This is a genomic window from Pedobacter paludisoli (genome assembly GCF_052344095.1).
Classification (GTDB): Bacteria; Bacteroidota; Bacteroidia; order Sphingobacteriales; family Sphingobacteriaceae; genus Pedobacter.
In genome coordinates, this window is sequence record NZ_CP179926.1 from 4,414,573 (window position 1) to 4,432,543 (window position 17,971).

Sequence of the window (17,971 nt, forward strand, 5' to 3'; positions counted from 1 at the left end):
AATGGAAGCTGAAAAAATAAAAGATACTGTAAAGAAAGCCGCAAAAGAATTATTTAGAAAATACGGTTACCACAAAACCAGCGTAAACGAGATTGCCAAAAAAGCACGCATCGCAAAAGCAACTATTTACAAATATTTCGAAAGTAAAGAACAGGTTTTGGATAGCATTCTAATGGATTATCTTGATCAAAATTTACATGAAATTTTAAGTAATAAAGTAAGCTATTCGTCGGAAGAAGAGCATTTAAAAGCCTTGGTGATGAAAACCAGCCGACTGTCGTTTACGGCATGTAATGAGTTCATAGGTTGGGATTTCGTGCGTGAGAACACCAATTCACAAGAATTTTTAAAACATCTTTCTGATCAGTTAGAGGCACTTTTATTAGCGGCTTACCTCCAATTGGATAATTTTAAAAACAATCCTGCTCGTAGAGAAGGTTTAGCCTTTTTGTTGAAAGCCAGTAAAAGCATTGTGTTTTCTTTTGCATTTACTTCGGTAAGTGATTCGGATGTGCGCAAAAACTTTGTAAGTTTTCAGAAAGAAATATTGCCATTTTTGGTAAAAGCAGCCTTGTAAAAACAGTGTTTTTCTAGTCTTTAAAGCAAATAAATACGTATGTTAATTTGCTTTAAAGTAGTCTGATGCTTTAAATTTTTCTACTTTTTGCTGCATTTTGCCGTTTATCAATTTTTGCTTAATAACCACCACTTCATCTTTTGCGTGTGTGTCTTCGATCATAGAAGATACTTCGGTTAAACCTTTGTGAGTGTCGAATGTGTAATTGATGCTTTTGTGTATGCAGCAGCCCTCAATTTGATTTACTGTAATTTCTTTTGCTTTTTTATCAACGGTAAACATGCCCAGGTTTCCGCTGGCAATAGTGGTTAGTATGCTGTTTTTCTCAAAAATATCTTTTGCTTTTTTGTACAAATACACATCGTACGAGGGCTTTTTGAAGGCACTATTGCTGCCATTTCTAATGGCGATATCCTCATTTCCGTCGAAATCAAAATCGCCAAAAACTAAGGGACTTTGGTACTTGCCTAATTCTACCCAGTCTAATTTGGGGTTTTGATTGGGCTTAAGTGTAAAAATCAGGTCTTCAGAAGTTAATCGTTGTATTTCCGTTCCGGTAATTTTATCAAAAACTAAAATAGTAGCCTTCCCGCTGCAAAGGGAGTCGGTATTATGGGCAACAAAAATCTTCGCTCTGTAAACAGATGAACTGTTCGGGTCGCTAAATTTATACTGAGCAAAACTGTGGATACTCAACAGCACTAAACAAAAGGCAATAAATTTTTTCATTTGAGCAAAGGTACAGGAATATTTTGCCGCTAAAAGTTAAAAAACGTTAACGCTTTCTTTTTCTTGTGTTTATGTATTGGTATATAGCTTCTTTAGAGGTAAGCCAATTCCTACCATCTTTATATGCATCAATTTTTCCCGTACGCGCCAATAAGCTAATGTATTCATGTCCGTATTCAAAATCGGGTTCCGATATTATTTCACTAATGGGTAAGAATTCGCCATATCCTGTATTGGGTAAAGCGTTTAAATAAATGTTTAACGAGCGTTCTAAGGCTTGTATCATCAATAAACAAAGTTTATGATAACTGCCTTTATTGGCTTGATTAAGAGCCTCGTAATATTTTTTTCTATCCGTTTTTAAAATAATAGCAGGAGGAAAGCCCACGCGCATAAGCAAAAGATTCATTACTAAACGCACTGTACGACCATTACCGTCAAAAAATGGGTGAATCCAAACCAATTTATGATGAAAAATGGTTGTTAATACAATATCATTTTGCACCGTTGTGTTGTTGTTTACGAAATCAATTAACTCATCTAGTAAATCAGAAACTTTGTTTGCATTAGGTGGAGTAAAATTAGCCGCTACAATGCGCACATTTCCGTTTCTCAATCTGCCTGCAAAATCATCCTCAATGTTTTGTAATACTAACCTATGTAACGATAAGATATCTAGGCTGCGCAAAGTGTATTTAGGGTTCACCAAGCTATATAGATAGTTGATTGCTTTTTCGTGATTGAAAACTTCGAAATGTTCACGTAGTGATTTCCCGTTTACCGTAATGCCTTCTTGTAGTACTATTTGCGTTTCGCGAAGACTTAACGTATTGCCTTCTATGCTGTTTGAATTATAAGTCCATTCTAAACTTAACTCAGTTTTGATACGATTTAGGGCGCTACTAGGTAATGGCCTACCGGTATCCAGCATAGCTTTTTTTTGATACAGCCTTTCTATATGAGGTTTTAAGTCTGCTAAATCGCTCAAATTTAAGTTCCACATACCCAAATGTACTAATATCGGATTGGTTTAAAAAATTATTTATCCGATATTCTCAAAAAAGGCCTACAACAAAGCATCTAAAAATCTTTGTTCGATAATTAATCTACTGAGATTGCTTCAACTCGTACAATCCGGCTTCGCAATGACGTACCAAACGATTGTCATTGCTGGAAAAGCAATCTTTATTTTACTCCCATTTAAAAACTTTTACAGCAACAGCGTAAATGCCAATTCCCCAGGCAATCAAAATTAAAATTTGGATTTTTACATCCCATAAACCTTGTCCTTCAAAAGCCACTTTACGCATGGCATCGTTTAGATAGGTTAACGGAAGTGCGCGACTAATGGGTTGTAACCAGGTTGGAAAAGCTTCTATAGAAAAAAAAGTTCCGGATAATAAAAATTGAGGTAAGGTAACAATGTTGGAAATAGGCGGAACCATGCTTTCATTTTTGGCAATGCCTGAAATAATAAAACCAAAGCCCATGAACACAATTAAGCCTATAATGGCTAAAATAAGCATGTTAAAGACCGTTAAAAAACCGTGAATGAGGGTGAAATGGAAGCAAAAATGGCCTATTACAATGATAAAAAGAGCCCCTAACAAGGCAAAACCAATTCGCGCTAATCCTTCACCTATCACAATGCTCGAACGTTTTACAGGAGTAGCAAAAAAACGTTTAATAACCAAGGTTTGGCGCAAACTTAAAAATACAAAGGCCGTTCCGAAAACCCCGGTGCTTAATAATGAAAACCCTAATTGACCCGGCAAAATGAAATCGATGGTTTTATACTCACGCCCATGAACGGTACTTTCCTTAATTTCGGCTATTGATGGTTTTAGTTTTTTATCGTAGAAAAGATTGTTTAAAAGCGTTTTTAAGATGTTCCCTTTATCTAGAGATGCTGATGTATAGTGTACATTAATTGTGTAAGCAGGGCTATTTGCCTTTTTTTGAATATCAATCAGGGCATCTACGTTTCCTTTTTCTAGTAATTTCGCATAGTCCTCTTTCGACTTATCTTTAACCAAACGAATCATTTTTGTTTGTTGGAGCGTGCCAATCACAGGATTTTTTACGTCTGATCCAGGATTAACTCCCACATCGATGTGCATACCACCGCCGCCAATAAAACCGAAAACGATAATGAAAATTAGCGGAAAAGCTAAGGTGAAAATTACCGCCGAGGGGCTTCGCATAATGGAGCGGAAACTAGCCTTTGCTAAAGCTAAAGTGGCTTTTGTGTTACTGTATTTTACGGTTCCACTTGCTACGGTTGATGGTGTATGCTTTGATTCTGGTTGCATAATTTTTTTGCTTGCTGCTTGATTGTTAAATCAGAATGCTAAGGATAATATAAATGTTGCGTGTTTTTTATGTTTAGGATAATGTAGGTTGAGTATTGTTTGGGCTACTCGCGCCATTCTTTTCCTGTTAATTGAATAAAAACATCCTCTAAATTGGCTTTTTTAACTTCTTTTTTGCGCTCGAATCCGGTATTAACCAATTGGTCAATTAAATTATCAGGCGTATCTAACGCGATGATTTCGCCGTTTTCAACAAAAGCAACACGATCGCATAACTGCTCTGCTTCGTCCATGTAGTGGGTGGTAATTACCACGGTTGTGCCATTATTGCGGATATCGGTGATTAAATCCCATAGATTTCTTCTCGCTTGCGGATCCAAACCGGTTGTAGGCTCATCCAAAAAGATAATCTTGGGCTGGTTAATCAGTGTTGTAGCAATTGAAAAACGTTGTTTTTGTCCTCCAGAAAGTGCTTTATATTTGGCCTTAGCCTTGTCTTGAAGGTTTACTTTCTGCAGCATTTCCATGGGTTTTATGTTTGCACCGTATAATCCAGCAAATAGCTCAAGCAGTTCAACTAAGTTTAGATTTGGATAATAACCCGCGGCTTGCAATTGAACACCAATAATTTGTTTGATGTTTTGCGCTTGCGTATCAACAGAAAAATTATCAACTATGATTTCACCAGAGGTTTTTTCTCTTAATGTTTCGATAATTTCGAGTGTGGTTGTTTTTCCAGCTCCATTTGGGCCTAATAAACCGAAAATTTCGTTTTGATATACATCGAAAGTTAAACCCTTTACGGCCGTAAAGTCATCGTATTTTTTTACTAAATTTTTAACACGGATAATGGCGTTTTGCGTTTCCATTTTGCGAAGGTAAGGGCTTTTGGGTGAAAAGAGATCGGATTTCTCTAAGTTGAAGGTAAAAATCGGTAAATGTTGGTTTTAAAAGGGTAAATATCCCTGAAAACTAAAAATCTGCGAATCTTTAGCTAGGAAGCCGTAGATGCGCAGATTTTTTTTATGTTTTTTTGGATTACCAAGTCAATTTTCCAGTGATTAAATCGGCAAAATCGTCGAATAAATAACGTGAATCATGTGGGCCTGGAGAAGATTCTGGATGATATTGTACCGAGAATGCTTTTTTGCCTATCACACGGATACCTTCAATCGATTTATCGTTTAAGTTAATGTGTGTAACTTCTACTTTATCTGATTTTTCTACTTCTTCTGGAATTACACCAAAACCGTGATTTTGTGAGGTAACCTCGCAGTGGTTTTTAATGATGTTTTTAACTGGGTGATTTAAACCGCGGTGCCCATTAAACATTTTCATGGTACCAATTCCGTTTGCTTCTGCTAAAAGCTGATGACCTAAGCAAATACCAAACATTGGTTTGTTTGCTGCTAAAATTGCTTGAATGGTTTCAACTGCATATGGCATTACCGATGGGTCGCCAGGGCCGTTTGAGATAAAATATCCATCTGGGTTCCATTTCTCCATTTCAGCGAATGTAGTTTTTGCAGGGAAAACCTGTACGTACATATCGCGCGCATCGAAATTGCGTAAAATGTTTTTCTTAATACCTAAATCTAAAGCGGCAACTTTTAAGCTTGCATTTGGATTACCGTAGAAATAAGGTTCTTTGGTGCTAACTTGCGATGAGAGCTCTAAACCTTCCATTGAAGGGACTTTAGCAAGTTTTTCTTTTAATTCTTCTAAATCAGTGATTTCTGAAGATATAATAGCATTCATAGCGCCTTTATCTCTGATGTGACGTACCAAAGCACGTGTATCGATGTCGGAGATGGCTACTAAATTATCGTTTTGAAAATAATCTTGAATCGATTCTTTTGCTTGTTTACGACTGTAGATAATGTTGTAGTTTTTACAAACTAAACCAGCAATTTTAATTGAACCCGATTCAATTTCATCGGCATGGATACCGTAATTACCAATATGCGAATTGGTCGTAACCATTATCTGTCCAAAATAACTTGGATCGGTAAAAATTTCCTGGTAACCTGTCATCCCGGTATTAAAACAAATTTCGCCGGTTGTAGTGCCAATTTTTCCAGCAGCTTTGCCGTAAAAAACTGTGCCATCAGCCAGTAATAAAATCGCAGGTAACTTGGTGTAGTTAGTCATGGTAATTACAATATGGATTTTTTATCAAAAATGAGTGGAAAAAAGGAAGTATATCAGCTAAAAAGCTGTTGTTGCGGGTTACAAAAAACGATGAATATATCCCTTTCATTTCGGGGTACAAAGATAGGCTTATTTTATGTTGTTTTAAAAGGTTTTTGTCAGATTTTTTTAATTATTTATCAGTGCTGGAATCAAACACAATTTTTAAGGTGAGAAAAAAAGACAAATATTCAGAAGCATTACTTAATTATGGCTAAAGAAATTTGAAATATCCCAATTGTAAAACTTAATTTTGTTCATTAAAACAAACCCAATGTCGGTACACAAAGAAATAAAACGAGTTACTACGCACAGTTTGCAAGAGATGAAATTGCGTGGTGAAAAAATATCGATGCTTACAGCGTACGATTATTCTATGGCGACCATTTTAGATGATGCTGGTTTAGATGTATTGCTTGTGGGCGACTCAGCTTCAAATGTGATGGCAGGTCATGAAACTACTTTGCCTATAACATTAGATCAGATGATTTATCACGCAGCATCGGTAATTAGAGCCGTTAAACGTGCCTTTGTAGTGGTTGATTTACCATTTGGCTCGTACCAAGGAAATTCAAAAGAAGCACTTCATTCGGCTATCCGTATAATGAAAGAGTCGGGCGCTCATGGGGTAAAGTTAGAAGGCGGTGAAGAAATTATTGAGTCGGTTCAACGCATTATTACTGCTGGAATTCCGGTGATGGGGCATTTAGGTTTAACACCTCAATCTATATATAAATTTGGTACCTACACCGTTCGCGCAAAAGAGGAAGCGGAAGCCGCTAAATTGAAAACGGATGTTTTGGCACTTCAAGCAGCGGGTTGCTTTAGTATTGTATTGGAAAAAATTCCGGCTGCACTGGCAAAAGAGGTTACCGAAAGCTTGGATATTCCAACCATCGGTATTGGTGGCGGTCAGCATTGCGATGGACAAGTTTTAGTGGTAAACGATATGATTGGGTTAACAAAAGGATTTAAACCACGTTTTTTACGTCAATACCTCAATTTATACGAAGAAATTTTAGGTGCCGCTCAATCGTATATCCGCGATGTGAAAAGCAACGACTTCCCGAACGAAAAAGAACAGTATTAATTAGCGTTGCGGGTTTCGTGTTCCTAGGTGCTCGAAAATAGGTATCCACAATCAAAAAAAGCAAACCCGCAACTTATTACCCATAACAAATTACGATGCCCATAACCGATGTCGACATCCTTTTTGAAGATAACCATCTGATAGCCGTCAATAAACGCGCAGGAGATATTGTGCAAATTGATGAAACAGGCGATGAACCCTTAGATGAGCAAGTAAAAAAGTACCTTGCCGCAAAATACAACAAACCGAACGGAGCATTTTTAGGTGTTGTTCATCGTTTAGATAGACCGGTGAGTGGCGTTATTCTTTTCGCAAAAACGAGCAAAGCTTTGGAAAGAATGAATGCCATCTTTAAAAATAGGGAGGTAAAAAAGACGTATTGGGCGGTTGTACGAAATAAACCAGAAAAGGAATCTGCCACATTGATTCACTGGTTGATTAAAAACCCAAAGAAAAATCTCGTAACGCATTACAATTACGAAGCCCCTGGTAGTCAGCGCTGCGAACTTTCGTATAAATTAAAGGCAAAACTGGGTGATTATTTTTTACTTGAAGTAGACCCTTTAACCGGGCGCTCGCATCAAATTCGTGTGCAATTATCGAGTATGGGATGCCCAATTGTGGGCGATAATAAATATGGATACCCACGAGGAAGTCGCAAAGGAAGCATTTGTTTACATGCCCGTCGGTTGCAATTTATTCATCCCGTAAAAAAAGAACCGGTAACAATTTTTGCCAAACTTCCTGTAGATGGTTTTTGGGAGCGGTTCGAAAATTTGTAGTCCTCTTTCTTGTTTGTTGTGCTTCGTTCATAACGATAATTTTACCATATTGAGTGTGTATTCTCGTCTTTTTTTGTTTTGATGGATAGGAAATAAAAGCAAATTAAGCATCTTTGATGCATGCGAATGTTTAAAAAAGTAATCTGTCTTTTTAGTTTTCTAGTACCAGTTTGTGTGGTTCATGGGCAACAAGTGAGGCCCTTAAAATCAGCTGAGATTTATCGCGAAATCCGAACCTTGCAACATTTACCAAAAGTGCTGTATTTGGCTGCGCACCCCGATGATGAAAATACTGGTTTATTATCTTGGTTGGTAAATGATCAACAAGTTGAAACGGCCTATTTATCGTTAACGCGTGGCGATGGCGGTCAGAATTTGTTAGGCACAGAACAAGGAGCCGCGTTAGGTTTCATTCGCACACATGAACTTTTGGAAGCACGTAAACTGGATGGTGCAAAACAATTTTTTACACGCGCCATCGATTTTGGTTTCTCAAAAAACACGAATGACACTTTTAAGCAATGGGATGCGGATAGCATTACCGCCGACGTGGTTTGGGTAATCCGCAAGTTTCGTCCCGATGTAATTATTTGTCGTTTCCCACCCACGGCCGCCGCGGGTCATGGACAGCACGCTGCATCGGCTGTAATTGCCGAAAAAGCATTCAAGTTGGCTGGTGATAAAACAAAATTCCCCAATCAATTAAAATTTGTCGATACCTGGCAACCCACTCGTTTGCTCTGGAATACCTTTAATTTTGGTAGCGTGAATACCACTGCTGAAAATCAATTAAAGTTTACCATTGGTCAATACGACCCGCTTTTGGGAATGGGCTACGGTGAACTTGCGGGGATTAGTCGTAGTTTGCATAAAAGTCAAGGAGCAGGAACACGCTCGGTGCCGGGTATCCGCAACGAGTATTTTGCTCAAGTTGCAGGTACTGCCGCCAAGAGTAGCCTCTTTGATGGCGTAGGGAAAACTTTTTCAGATAAAGGACTTGCAGAGATTGATCAAGACATTGCAAAAATAATAACCAATTTTAACTTTAATCAACCAGATGCAAGTTTATCCGCTTTGCTCGCACTTCGTGTAAAAATGTTAAACATTCGTGATAGGTTCTTAAGAAAAGATAAGTTGGAAGCCTTGGATAAAATTATTGTAAGCTGTGCAGGTTTTATGGGCGAAGTGGTAACCAATCAACCCGAAATGGTGGCAGGTCAAGAAGCTAACTTTCGTTTAAATCTCATCGCCAGAAGTAAATTACCAATTGTAGTTGAAGGGATTGCCTGGTTAGACGAGAAAGATAATATCAAGCGGGTTTTGGCGGCTGATTCTTTAATTACTTTTGAAAGGAAAATACAAATACCGGCAAATGCGGCCTTAACAGAACCGTATTGGTTGGCAAATCAAGCCAAAAACGCCGCGCAATTTAACGTGCCTGTTGATACGCTGATTGGTAAACCAGAGGATGAATCAGCATTGCTGGTACGTGTAAACTTGAAAATTGATGGCATGGCTTTTATGGTGCAATTGCCACTTTCATACAAAAAGTTGGATCCTGTAAAAGGCGACGTGGTGGAGGCCTTGCGCATCATTCCGCCAGTAGAGCTCCAGTTTTCACAGCCCGTTTATTTACTTCAAAATGGAGATAAGTTAACCCTTACCCTAAACGTTAAGAATAACACCGATAAAACGTATCACAATGGTAAACTTATTTTTCGCTTAGGCAGTCAGGTGGTTAAAACAATTGAAGGGATCTCCTTAACTGAAAAAAATAAAATTTTCGACTGCTTAATTGAAGCCAATAAATTGACCCGTACGACGGATACCAAACTTTCGGTCATTTTTGAAACCAATGGTTTAGAATTTGGTAAAAATAAGCAGCTAATTCAATATCCACATTTACCAACCTTGCAATATTTCTTGCCCGCGACTGCGCAACTCATGAAGGGCGATCTTCAGGTAAAGGTGAAGAAAGTAGGCTATGTAATGGGGGCAGGAGATTTTATTCCTGAATTTTTGAATGAAGCCGGAATAGCAGTTGAGGTATTGAAAGATGAAGATTTTTACGGAAGCACACAGCCGGATAAAATAAATCCTAAATTTTTAAGTTACGATGCGATTGTGATGGGGGTTCGGGCAAATAACACCGAAAAAAGATTGGACAGATGGATGCCTTATATTTGGGCCTACGTGCAAAACGGAGGTACTTTGTTGATGCAGTACAACACCACGCAGGATGCAACCTTAAATCAATTGGGGATTTATCCTTTTTCAATAGCCAATAAGCGGGTAACAGAAGAAAATTCTGCCGTAAAATTTCTGCTTCCCAATCATCGATTATTGAATTATCCGAATAAAATAACTCAAAGCGATTTTGAGGGATGGGTGCAAGAACGTGGCGCTTATTTTACCGATAAATGGGATAGTAAATATGAAGCCTTGTTTGAAATGCACGATACTAACGAAGAGCCTTTGCAAGGATCAACCTTATATACTACATACGGAAAAGGTCATTTTATATACAGTCCATTAGCTTTTTTTAGGCAATTGCCCGCCGGAAATGCAGGAGCTGCACGTTTATTTTTTAACTTTTTGTCGGTAGGTAAATAGATGGAACAAAAAGAAAAAAGTTGGAATTTGTGGTATTGGCTTTTAGCCTTAGCATTGATACTGCAAATTGTTTTTTATTACCTTTTTACGGCGTATTGGGCATGAGTGGTATCGATTGGTTTGTGTTAATTTTTACCCTCTTGGTGATGGTGCTCTACGGTGTTTTTGTGGGGCGCGGGCAGGAGAGCAATAAATCGTATCTGAAAGCCGATAACAAAATGCCTTGGTACATTGTGCTTTTGGGCATAATGGCTACACAAGCCAGTGCGATTACTTTTTTATCGGCACCTGGTCAGGCGTATACCGATGGGATGCGTTTTGTACAGTATTATTTTGGTTTGCCATTGGCGATGATTGTCATCTGCATTACGTTTATTCCTATTTTTCAACGGTTAAATGTTTACACGGCATACGAGTATTTAGAACAGCGTTTTGATAAAAAAACGCGGGTATTAACGGCCTTGCTTTTCCTTTTTTCCAGAGGATTATCAACTGGAATCAGTATTTATGCGCCCAGTATTATTTTATCAACGATGTTGGATTGGAATATTTATCTAACAAACGTGCTTACAGGAGGTATCTTGTTGATTTATACGTATGTAGGTGGGGCGAAAGCAATCGCGCATACGCAAAAGCTTCAGTTTTTAATCATTTTAGGAACAATGGCTTTTGCGGGATACTTATTGGTTCAAAGTATGCCAAATGGAGCTAGCTTTTCGGATGCACTTTATTTAGCAGGTAAATCAGGAAAACTAAACGTGATTACCACCCAATTTGATTGGAAGGATAAATACAACATTTGGAGTGGGATTTTTGGCGGATTTTTTTTAGCACTTTCGTACTTTGGAACAGACCAAAGTCAGGTAGGGCGTTACATTACGGCGAAAGATACTTCAACGGCTCGGATGGGCTTGCTATTGAACGGTTTGGTTAAAATACCCATGCAGTTTAGTATTTTATTAATTGGTACCTTATTATTTGCCTTTTTCGCGTTGAAACCGGCGCCCATTTATTTTAATAGTCGTTCGTACGAATATTTAAAGAAAAACGAACCCCAACAGGCTGCTGTTTTTGAAGAAGAACATCGGCAGTTGCAGCAGCAGTTTAATCAACAATCGGCAAAGGTTTTAAAGGAACGTAAAGAGCAATCAGTACAGCTGCCTGCTTCGCTCGAAGCTTTCAAAGCTACCCAGGACAAAGTAAAGGAATTGCACGGTCGGGTAGAGGAGGCCATTAATAAAGTGAATCTGAACGCCGAAAAAACTGATACGAACTATATCTTTCTCTATTTTGTAAAAAATACCTTGCCTGCCGGGATGGTGGGTTTGCTCTTTGCGGTTATTTTTTTAGCAAGCTGGGGTTCTATTTCAGCGGCATTAAATTCCTTGGCAGCTTCTTCGTTAAAAGACATTCATTTGTTGTATGCAAAACAAACGTTTAGCGATCGGGAAGAATTACGGTATGGCCGTTTACACACGCTTGTTTGGGGCTTATTTTCAATTGCCGTAGCCATGTTTGCTACCCGCATGGGTTCGCTTATTGAGGCGGTTAATGTGCTCGGTTCATTGTTTTACGGACCTATTTTAGGAATATTTCTAGTTGCCTTCTATTTCAAGAGAGTTGGCGGAACCCCAATTTTTATTTCGGCTATTTTATCAGAAATTGTAGTAATTGCCGTTTATGAGTTTGATGTGGTATCCTTTTTGTGGTTGAACATCATCGGTGCTGTCGCTGTTATTGTATTTGCGTATATATTTCAGTTGATTTATCCTTTTAAACAAGTAAACCATCATTCATCATCATAAAAAATAACCATGAAAAAAATTGTAAAGTTAGTATGCCTATTCTTGGTAACAAGTGTCGTTTCAGTACATGTTCAAGCACAAGAATCGGCCTCTAGACCCAGTCCTGCAGCCAGCGCAACAGGTACTATAAAAGGGGCTGAAATTACCATCAATTATAGCAGCCCTTCAGTAAAAGATCGTAAAATTTGGGGCAAGTTGGTGCCGTATAATAAAGTTTGGCGCGCGGGTGCAAACGAGGCAACAACTTTTGAAAGTACTAAAGATTTAAAAATAGAAGGAAAAGTTCTGCCTGCAGGAAAATATAGTTTTTTTGTAATCCCTAAAGAAACAGGTACCTGGACAGTCATTTTTAATAAGGAACCAAAACAATGGGGCGCTTTTAAATACGAAGAATCGAAAGATCAATTGCGTGTTGAGGTAAAACCAACAGCTCTAGTAGCGAAACAAGAACAATTGCTTTATAAAATTGACAGCAAAGGTTTTTCATTAAACTGGGATAAAGTGGCCGTTCCAGTGAAGGTAAAATAAAGAAGTTCAAGGCTGAAAGTTTCTTCATTGAAGGCTTTCAGCTTTCTTTTTTTAACGAACTAAATGCGTTTATTACTCGAGGTTCTTTATATGCACACGCTTACTTTTTAATAGTAATGGTACGTCCGGTTACCAAGTGGTAAATATAAAGTTTGTACAATCCGTCATCGCTAACTTCAATACGTTCAACAAGACCTGTTTTGCTAAATGTATCAGTTACCATGTCGCCAATTTTCACTTCGTTTAGCACATCTGATGGGGTATCGCTGTTTAATCTAATCATTTGGTAAAGGTAGCGAATACAGACAGTTATTGAACAGTTGGATTTGGGAAATATGATTTTGTTGTACCAAAGTTAAATAGCAGTCCAAAGCGGAGGGTGTTGGCCATTGGATTCGTTTGAACAGTTCCGATTAAGTACGATAAATCTATGGTAAAAACATTGTACTTTAAACCTGCACCAACGGTAAAATAATTGGTTCCTCCTTTTGCCGGGCTTTGAAAATTATATCCCATCCGAAAGGCAAATTGATTATTGTATTTGTATTCAATGCCGCTTGCGATTCCAATTTCTTTTAACTCTTCGTTAAAACCACCTGGAGCGTCGCTAAAAGACCCAAATATCCCTGAGGGAACTGATTTATTGGGGTCGCTACCTTTCACAATGTTTCCGTTTTCGTCATAAATGGGTTGGGTAGGAACCAATAGTTTATTAAAATCAAGGGCGAAAGAAAAAGTGCTATAGCTATCTAGTAGAAAAGTACTGGCACCGCCAATTTTTAAATTGGTTGGCAGAAAATAGCTACTGCCATTGCTCGCGTAACTCATTTTTGTTCCAATGTTGGATATGTTTATCCCTGCTGATAAAATAGCATCTGCATTTAAAAAGCGTGTTTCTTTTTTAAACAAACCAGAAACATCGGCTGCTACTGCCTGACCAGCGGTGGTTTGTTGGCCGGAATTGATTTGTCCGGTACTTAAATTTGAATAAATGTAGCGAATGCTGGTGCCTAATGAAAATTCTTGACCAAAGCTCCGGGCGAAAGAAGCATCCAAGGCCAATTCATTTGGGTTAAAAATCCCTAAATCTTGCTGGTTTTCGTCAATCAATTGAATAGAACCTAAGGCAAAATAACGTAAAGAACCTCCAATCACATTGCGGTCATCAAGTTTGTAATAACCCGATAGATAGGCTAGATTAATGTCTGGAACAATACTTTTAAGCCAAGGGCTATACGATAGGCCAAATCCATAATCTTCGTTCAAGAAAGGAAGCTTTGAAACGTTTATGCTCGAGCTATTCACGTCGCCTTCAATGGCAACTCCGGCATTTCCCATTGCACCTGCACGCGCATCCGGCGTTATTAATAAAAAGGGAACTGCGGTAACTAGATTATTCACTTGCGTTCCGTTGGTTTGCGTTTGGCCTTTTACTTTTACTGCGCAGCAAATAACCGCAATGGTTGTAGATAAGAAAATACAAAATAGGGATTTAGACATTCGCCAAAACTAAGCATTAAATTGATTTCAAGGATAAAATTTTGGCACAAATTAACGTAGTTTTTATCGGTACGTAAAAAAGTTTCAAGCGTGGAACATTTTGAGTGTCTTTTTTTAAGAAAATACAGTTGTTGTCTGTTTAAAGATGCCTTTTTACTGGTAAATATGATTTTTTTTGTGCAAAAATTGCTGCCGTTTTTGGATGTTTTTTGTTTTTTATTGCTGATTGTTAGGTGGTTGTATTTTGAGTGGTGTGTTTTATTGATATTTGTGAATTTTTTTCGCTTTTGTCAATTGAAATTAAAAGCTTTATAAGTAATTTAGCGCATCGTGTAAAAGCGAAATAAACCGTTGTCATCTCTATTTATGATCAAGAAAATTACGCTCATTGTACTTTTTGTGCAATTGTTATGTGCCCTGTCCTACGCTCAAGAATCTACCGGAACGAATTATTATTATAACGATTTTGAGGGAGGAAGCTTAGGAAGTACGGCAACATCAGGCGGTGCTTCAACCATTGCAATTTCTAATTCAAGTCCTTTAGCAGGGAGTTATAATTTAGCAAGTACAAATACTAGTACGAGTTGGGGCTATAAACGTTGGTCGTTTTTTAATTCAGGTTCGGGGATGTCTTTAACCTCGAAAAGTTGGGAATGGGAAATAACCTATTTAAATACTTCATCGAGTTCGCCAGGCGAGATTGATCAAGCTACTCCGGATACGGATTCATGGAGATATTGGTTGATTGCCAATGCCGCATCGGGCTCGGAAAATAATGGCATGCAAGGAGTTTATATAACTCAATCAGGAAGTAAATTATATCTTCGTTACAAGAAATCATCAACAGCTGGGAGTTTCGATAATCTTTTAAGTGTAGATATCAGTAATAATGTGAAGTACCAAATTCGAGTGGTAAGAAACGCTGAAGATGCTTGGAAGATTTATTTATTGAATATAAATACAAATACAACTACAGTTAGTGGTATAGGTTGGGGAGATAAGACTCATACCACTTATAATTACTCGTATTTAGAATCAAAGAGCACTGCCTTAAATCGCTTCAAGTGGGATAACTTGAATATGTATTCTTTAGAATTGAATTATGTAGCCATGACTGCTGCTTCAAATGGAATTACTCAAGGAGGGATTACGCCAGGTCAAAGCAATGTAATTCCATACGGTATTCAGGCAAAGGTGAGAGGGGATGTTGAATTTGGTCGTATTCGTTTTGGTTCAGCTACAGATTCTCAAGCTATTTTTGAAAGTGGAAAATTGTATAAGTCGACCGATGATTATTTTAGTTTAACAGATACTTTTTTGTTCAATATATCTGTGTATAATAACGGAACATCGCAAATGGATCTGTCTTCAACTGAATATTATTATAGTCCGGGGAATCGCTCAGACGGTTCTTTAGTGGCAGTAAGTTATTACTTTTTGGTGTTACAGGCGCGAAATCCTTTTTATTCATCTGCACCTTCCTCAATAAGTTTTTACGTAAGTGCAACAGCAAATGATAATTATGCGAGTTTTTATGGTGAGAGAAATCCTGTATCTACTTCAACCGAATCTGGAACAACAGCTTCGAATCCTACTTATCCGGTAACCTATTATGATTGGACTGGAAAAGTGAGTAGTGACTGGGATAATAAAAATAATTTTACACAAGATGGAGCAAATAGTGCATCAGATTATCCGAAAGGTAGTTATGATGTTGTTCGATTTGGTGTATCTGCATTTACTGGACAGAAAAATCAACCTATTATTAACGTAAATGTAAGTGCAGGCCAATTTATTTTTGGAGGTACTGATTTTACATCTTTAACTGTTTCATCCGGGAAAACTGTAAATTTGAGTACGGGTATTACCTTGAATACTTCAGCAACAGTTCCAATTACTGGACCAGGAAGCATTAATATTTTACCTACCGGTGGAGTAAATTTTACCAGCGGAGGGAGCCTTTCTGTAAATTCCGCAACAACATTTACACTTAAATCGGATGCAACGGGAACAGCTTATGTTGGTAATACAGGCACAACGACTATTTCAGGAACTTTCCGTGTGGAGCGTTTTATGAAGGGTGGTTCAAATTCGCTTCGCGGATATCGTTTAATAGGTTCTCCAACATCAATATCTTCAAGTAATCAGAAATATAATGTACTTAGTTTGAAACAAAATATGTATATAACTGGTTCTGGTGGCACTACAAACGGTTTTGATGCTTCGCCAGCAAACGGCGCAACGGTTTATCATTATAAAGAAAGCAACAAAGGAGGAGCAAGTAATGCTGATTTTATACCTATTACCTCACCAAGCGCCGATTATTTTAACATAGGTGAGGGTGCTTATCTTTTTAATAGGGGTAAAAATACTGCCACCGATGCTTACGGCGTATCCAGATTCAGCACTTCTGTAACACCAGAAGATAACGTGGTTTATTTTTCAGGAGAATTGAATAAGGGAAATATTACCGTAAATCTTTCGTATACCGCTTCTTCTCTAAGCAATGCAAACGATGGTTTAAACTTGGTAGGTAATCCTTATGCCAGTACTATTAATTTAAGTAGCATCACTGGAACCAGTATTGGCTCTAGTTTTTATGTATTAAATCCTTCAACCAAACAATTTTCAGCCTACAAAAATGGAGTAACCCCTACGGGAGGTGCATCGCAATATATTGCAAGCGGACAAGGTTTCTTTGTTCAAGCGACTGCAACTGGAGCTAAAATCAATTTTACAGAAAGCTTGAAAGTAAGCCAACAACTAACACCAAGCGGTACACCAAAATTATTAATGAGTACATCAGCGGCAGCTAAAACAGTGTCAGCTAGTGAAATCAGATTGGTGATGGGAAATCCAGCAGATAGTACCCTAAAAGACGATATTGTTTTAAGCTTTAAATCGGGTGGCCAAAAAGAATATAACGACTTAGAAGATGCCTACGATATGGGCGGAAACAGTACCGTTTTTTTATCCAGCATGTCGTCTGATCAAATAAAATTGGCCATCAATGGTATGCCTTCAATTGAAGAAAATTTACGTGTTCCACTAGTAGCCAACAGCTCGTTGACAGGAAACTTTACTTTATCAACGCCAGATTTAAGTAGCATTGAAAAGAAATGGAATGTATTTTTAGTTGATCATTTTACAAATGATTCGACTGATTTAACGCTCAAGCCTGCGTATGCTTTTACTATTGACCGAAATATTGCTGCCACGTACGATGTTAAGCGTTTTGAATTGGTTTTTCATGAAAAACCTGATTTAACAACTAAGTTGTTGAGCTATACAGGAATTGCAAAAAATAGCGATGTCATTTTAACCTGGAAACCTACTGTAGAGGCAGAATACAGTGTCCTTTTTTCTTTACAACGTACTCTTGATAAGAATAATTTTACTGATATTTATACCGTTCAATCGGATAATCGTTCGGTTTATTACTTTACAGATAGTAAATTAATAGAAGGAAAATATTACTACAGATTGAAACAAGATGATGGAAATGGGCACATCACCTATTCAGATTTGTTATCGTTTACGATTGAAAATCAATTTAAGCAAAATGAATCTTTTAAAATGTATCCAATTCCGGTAAAAAATACCTACACCATTGATTTACCCAATGATGAAAACAAAGAGGTTAAAGTGCGCATGATTGATGCAATGGGGAAAGTGGTGCAAGAGTATGTAAGTGCCAAGCAAAGTTGGAACATGGATACGAACACGTTAAATCCAGGCGTTTACATTATTGAATTAAGTAACAATGCCTCAAAAAAGATAATAGGTAGAACTAAATTTATAAAGATATAAACCCTTAAAATAATATAATTTTCTTGTCCCGCTCT

Annotated in this window: 14 protein-coding genes; 7 read left to right on the forward strand and 7 right to left on the reverse strand. The window is 37.7% G+C overall.

Features of this window, described 5'->3' with window-relative positions; translation table 11 throughout:
• The first annotated feature begins 1 nt into the window (after position 1).
• Positions 2-577: a TetR/AcrR family transcriptional regulator gene (locus ACJVDK_RS18165; protein WP_443938083.1), complete on the forward strand. Its 576-nt coding sequence runs from the start codon at positions 2-4 to the stop codon at positions 575-577.
• A 42-nt stretch (positions 578-619) separates the two neighbouring features.
• Here ACJVDK_RS18165 and ACJVDK_RS18170 read toward each other — a convergent pair whose 3' ends face one another.
• From ACJVDK_RS18170 to carA, 5 genes are all read right to left on the reverse strand, one after another.
• Positions 620-1,306, reverse strand: coding sequence for an XAC2610-related protein (locus tag ACJVDK_RS18170; RefSeq protein WP_443938084.1), 687 nt, complete (start codon positions 1,304-1,306; stop codon positions 620-622).
• Between the two features lie 46 nt (positions 1,307-1,352).
• Positions 1,353-2,309, reverse strand: coding sequence for a Fic family protein (locus tag ACJVDK_RS18175; RefSeq protein WP_443938085.1), 957 nt, complete (start codon positions 2,307-2,309; stop codon positions 1,353-1,355).
• A gap of 187 nt (positions 2,310-2,496) precedes the next feature.
• Positions 2,497-3,618: an ABC transporter permease gene (locus ACJVDK_RS18180; RefSeq protein ID WP_443938086.1), complete on the reverse strand. Its 1,122-nt coding sequence runs from the start codon at positions 3,616-3,618 to the stop codon at positions 2,497-2,499.
• Positions 3,619-3,722: 104 nt separating this feature from the next.
• Complete coding sequence (locus ACJVDK_RS18185) at positions 3,723-4,487, reverse strand: ABC transporter ATP-binding protein (protein ID WP_443938087.1); 765 nt, start codon at positions 4,485-4,487, stop codon at positions 3,723-3,725.
• Between the two features lie 169 nt (positions 4,488-4,656).
• Complete coding sequence (carA, locus tag ACJVDK_RS18190; RefSeq protein ID WP_443938088.1) at positions 4,657-5,769, reverse strand: glutamine-hydrolyzing carbamoyl-phosphate synthase small subunit; 1,113 nt, start codon at positions 5,767-5,769, stop codon at positions 4,657-4,659.
• A gap of 313 nt (positions 5,770-6,082) precedes the next feature.
• On the opposite strand from carA, the gene panB reads away from it, so the two are divergent.
• The 5 genes from panB to ACJVDK_RS18215 all read left to right on the forward strand — a co-directional run bounded on the left by panB (position 6,083) and on the right by ACJVDK_RS18215 (position 12,626).
• Positions 6,083-6,898, forward strand: a complete 816-nt coding sequence (gene panB / locus ACJVDK_RS18195) for a 3-methyl-2-oxobutanoate hydroxymethyltransferase (protein ID WP_443938089.1) — start codon at positions 6,083-6,085, stop codon at positions 6,896-6,898.
• A gap of 95 nt (positions 6,899-6,993) precedes the next feature.
• Positions 6,994-7,680: an RluA family pseudouridine synthase gene (locus ACJVDK_RS18200; RefSeq protein WP_443938090.1), complete on the forward strand. Its 687-nt coding sequence runs from the start codon at positions 6,994-6,996 to the stop codon at positions 7,678-7,680.
• A gap of 126 nt (positions 7,681-7,806) precedes the next feature.
• Entirely contained in the window at positions 7,807-10,293 is a 2,487-nt protein-coding gene (locus tag ACJVDK_RS18205; RefSeq protein WP_443938091.1) for a PIG-L family deacetylase, read from the forward strand.
• Positions 10,294-10,322: 29 nt separating this feature from the next.
• A complete protein-coding gene (locus tag ACJVDK_RS18210; protein ID WP_443940067.1) occupies positions 10,323-12,098 on the forward strand; it encodes a sodium:solute symporter in 1,776 nt (591 codons plus the stop codon).
• Between the two features lie 9 nt (positions 12,099-12,107).
• Positions 12,108-12,626 carry a DUF2911 domain-containing protein gene (locus ACJVDK_RS18215; protein WP_443938092.1) on the forward strand — a complete coding sequence of 173 codons (519 nt, stop codon included), beginning with the start codon at positions 12,108-12,110 and terminating at the stop codon, positions 12,624-12,626.
• Between the two features lie 100 nt (positions 12,627-12,726).
• Here ACJVDK_RS18215 and ACJVDK_RS18220 read toward each other — a convergent pair whose 3' ends face one another.
• Entirely contained in the window at positions 12,727-12,909 is a 183-nt protein-coding gene (locus ACJVDK_RS18220; RefSeq protein ID WP_443938093.1) for a hypothetical protein, read from the reverse strand.
• A gap of 26 nt (positions 12,910-12,935) precedes the next feature.
• Positions 12,936-14,126, reverse strand: a complete 1,191-nt coding sequence (gene porV, locus ACJVDK_RS18225) for a type IX secretion system outer membrane channel protein PorV (protein ID WP_443938094.1) — start codon at positions 14,124-14,126, stop codon at positions 12,936-12,938.
• Between the two features lie 366 nt (positions 14,127-14,492).
• On the opposite strand from porV, the gene ACJVDK_RS18230 reads away from it, so the two are divergent.
• The gene (locus ACJVDK_RS18230) at positions 14,493-17,936 is read left to right on the forward strand and encodes a T9SS type A sorting domain-containing protein (protein ID WP_443938095.1); all 3,444 of its coding nucleotides are present in this window, start codon (positions 14,493-14,495) and stop codon (positions 17,934-17,936) included.
• Positions 17,937-17,971: the final 35 nt, after the last annotated feature.

Coding starts and splice junctions, on each gene's coding strand:
- ACJVDK_RS18175 (WP_443938085.1), bottom strand. CDS start 2,309: ATGTGGAACTTAAATTTGAGCGATTTAGCAGACTTAAAACCTCATATA.
- carA (WP_443938088.1), bottom strand. CDS start 5,769: ATGACTAACTACACCAAGTTACCTGCGATTTTATTACTGGCTGATGGC.
- ACJVDK_RS18205 (WP_443938091.1), top strand. CDS start 7,807: ATGTTTAAAAAAGTAATCTGTCTTTTTAGTTTTCTAGTACCAGTTTGT.
- ACJVDK_RS18170 (WP_443938084.1), bottom strand. CDS start 1,306: ATGAAAAAATTTATTGCCTTTTGTTTAGTGCTGTTGAGTATCCACAGT.
- ACJVDK_RS18185 (WP_443938087.1), bottom strand. CDS start 4,487: ATGGAAACGCAAAACGCCATTATCCGTGTTAAAAATTTAGTAAAAAAA.
- ACJVDK_RS18215 (WP_443938092.1), top strand. CDS start 12,108: ATGAAAAAAATTGTAAAGTTAGTATGCCTATTCTTGGTAACAAGTGTC.
- panB (WP_443938089.1), top strand. CDS start 6,083: ATGTCGGTACACAAAGAAATAAAACGAGTTACTACGCACAGTTTGCAA.
- ACJVDK_RS18230 (WP_443938095.1), top strand. CDS start 14,493: ATGATCAAGAAAATTACGCTCATTGTACTTTTTGTGCAATTGTTATGT.
- ACJVDK_RS18165 (WP_443938083.1), top strand. CDS start 2: ATGGAAGCTGAAAAAATAAAAGATACTGTAAAGAAAGCCGCAAAAGAA.
- porV (WP_443938094.1), bottom strand. CDS start 14,126: ATGTCTAAATCCCTATTTTGTATTTTCTTATCTACAACCATTGCGGTT.
- ACJVDK_RS18180 (WP_443938086.1), bottom strand. CDS start 3,618: ATGCAACCAGAATCAAAGCATACACCATCAACCGTAGCAAGTGGAACC.
- ACJVDK_RS18200 (WP_443938090.1), top strand. CDS start 6,994: ATGCCCATAACCGATGTCGACATCCTTTTTGAAGATAACCATCTGATA.
- ACJVDK_RS18220 (WP_443938093.1), bottom strand. CDS start 12,909: ATGATTAGATTAAACAGCGATACCCCATCAGATGTGCTAAACGAAGTG.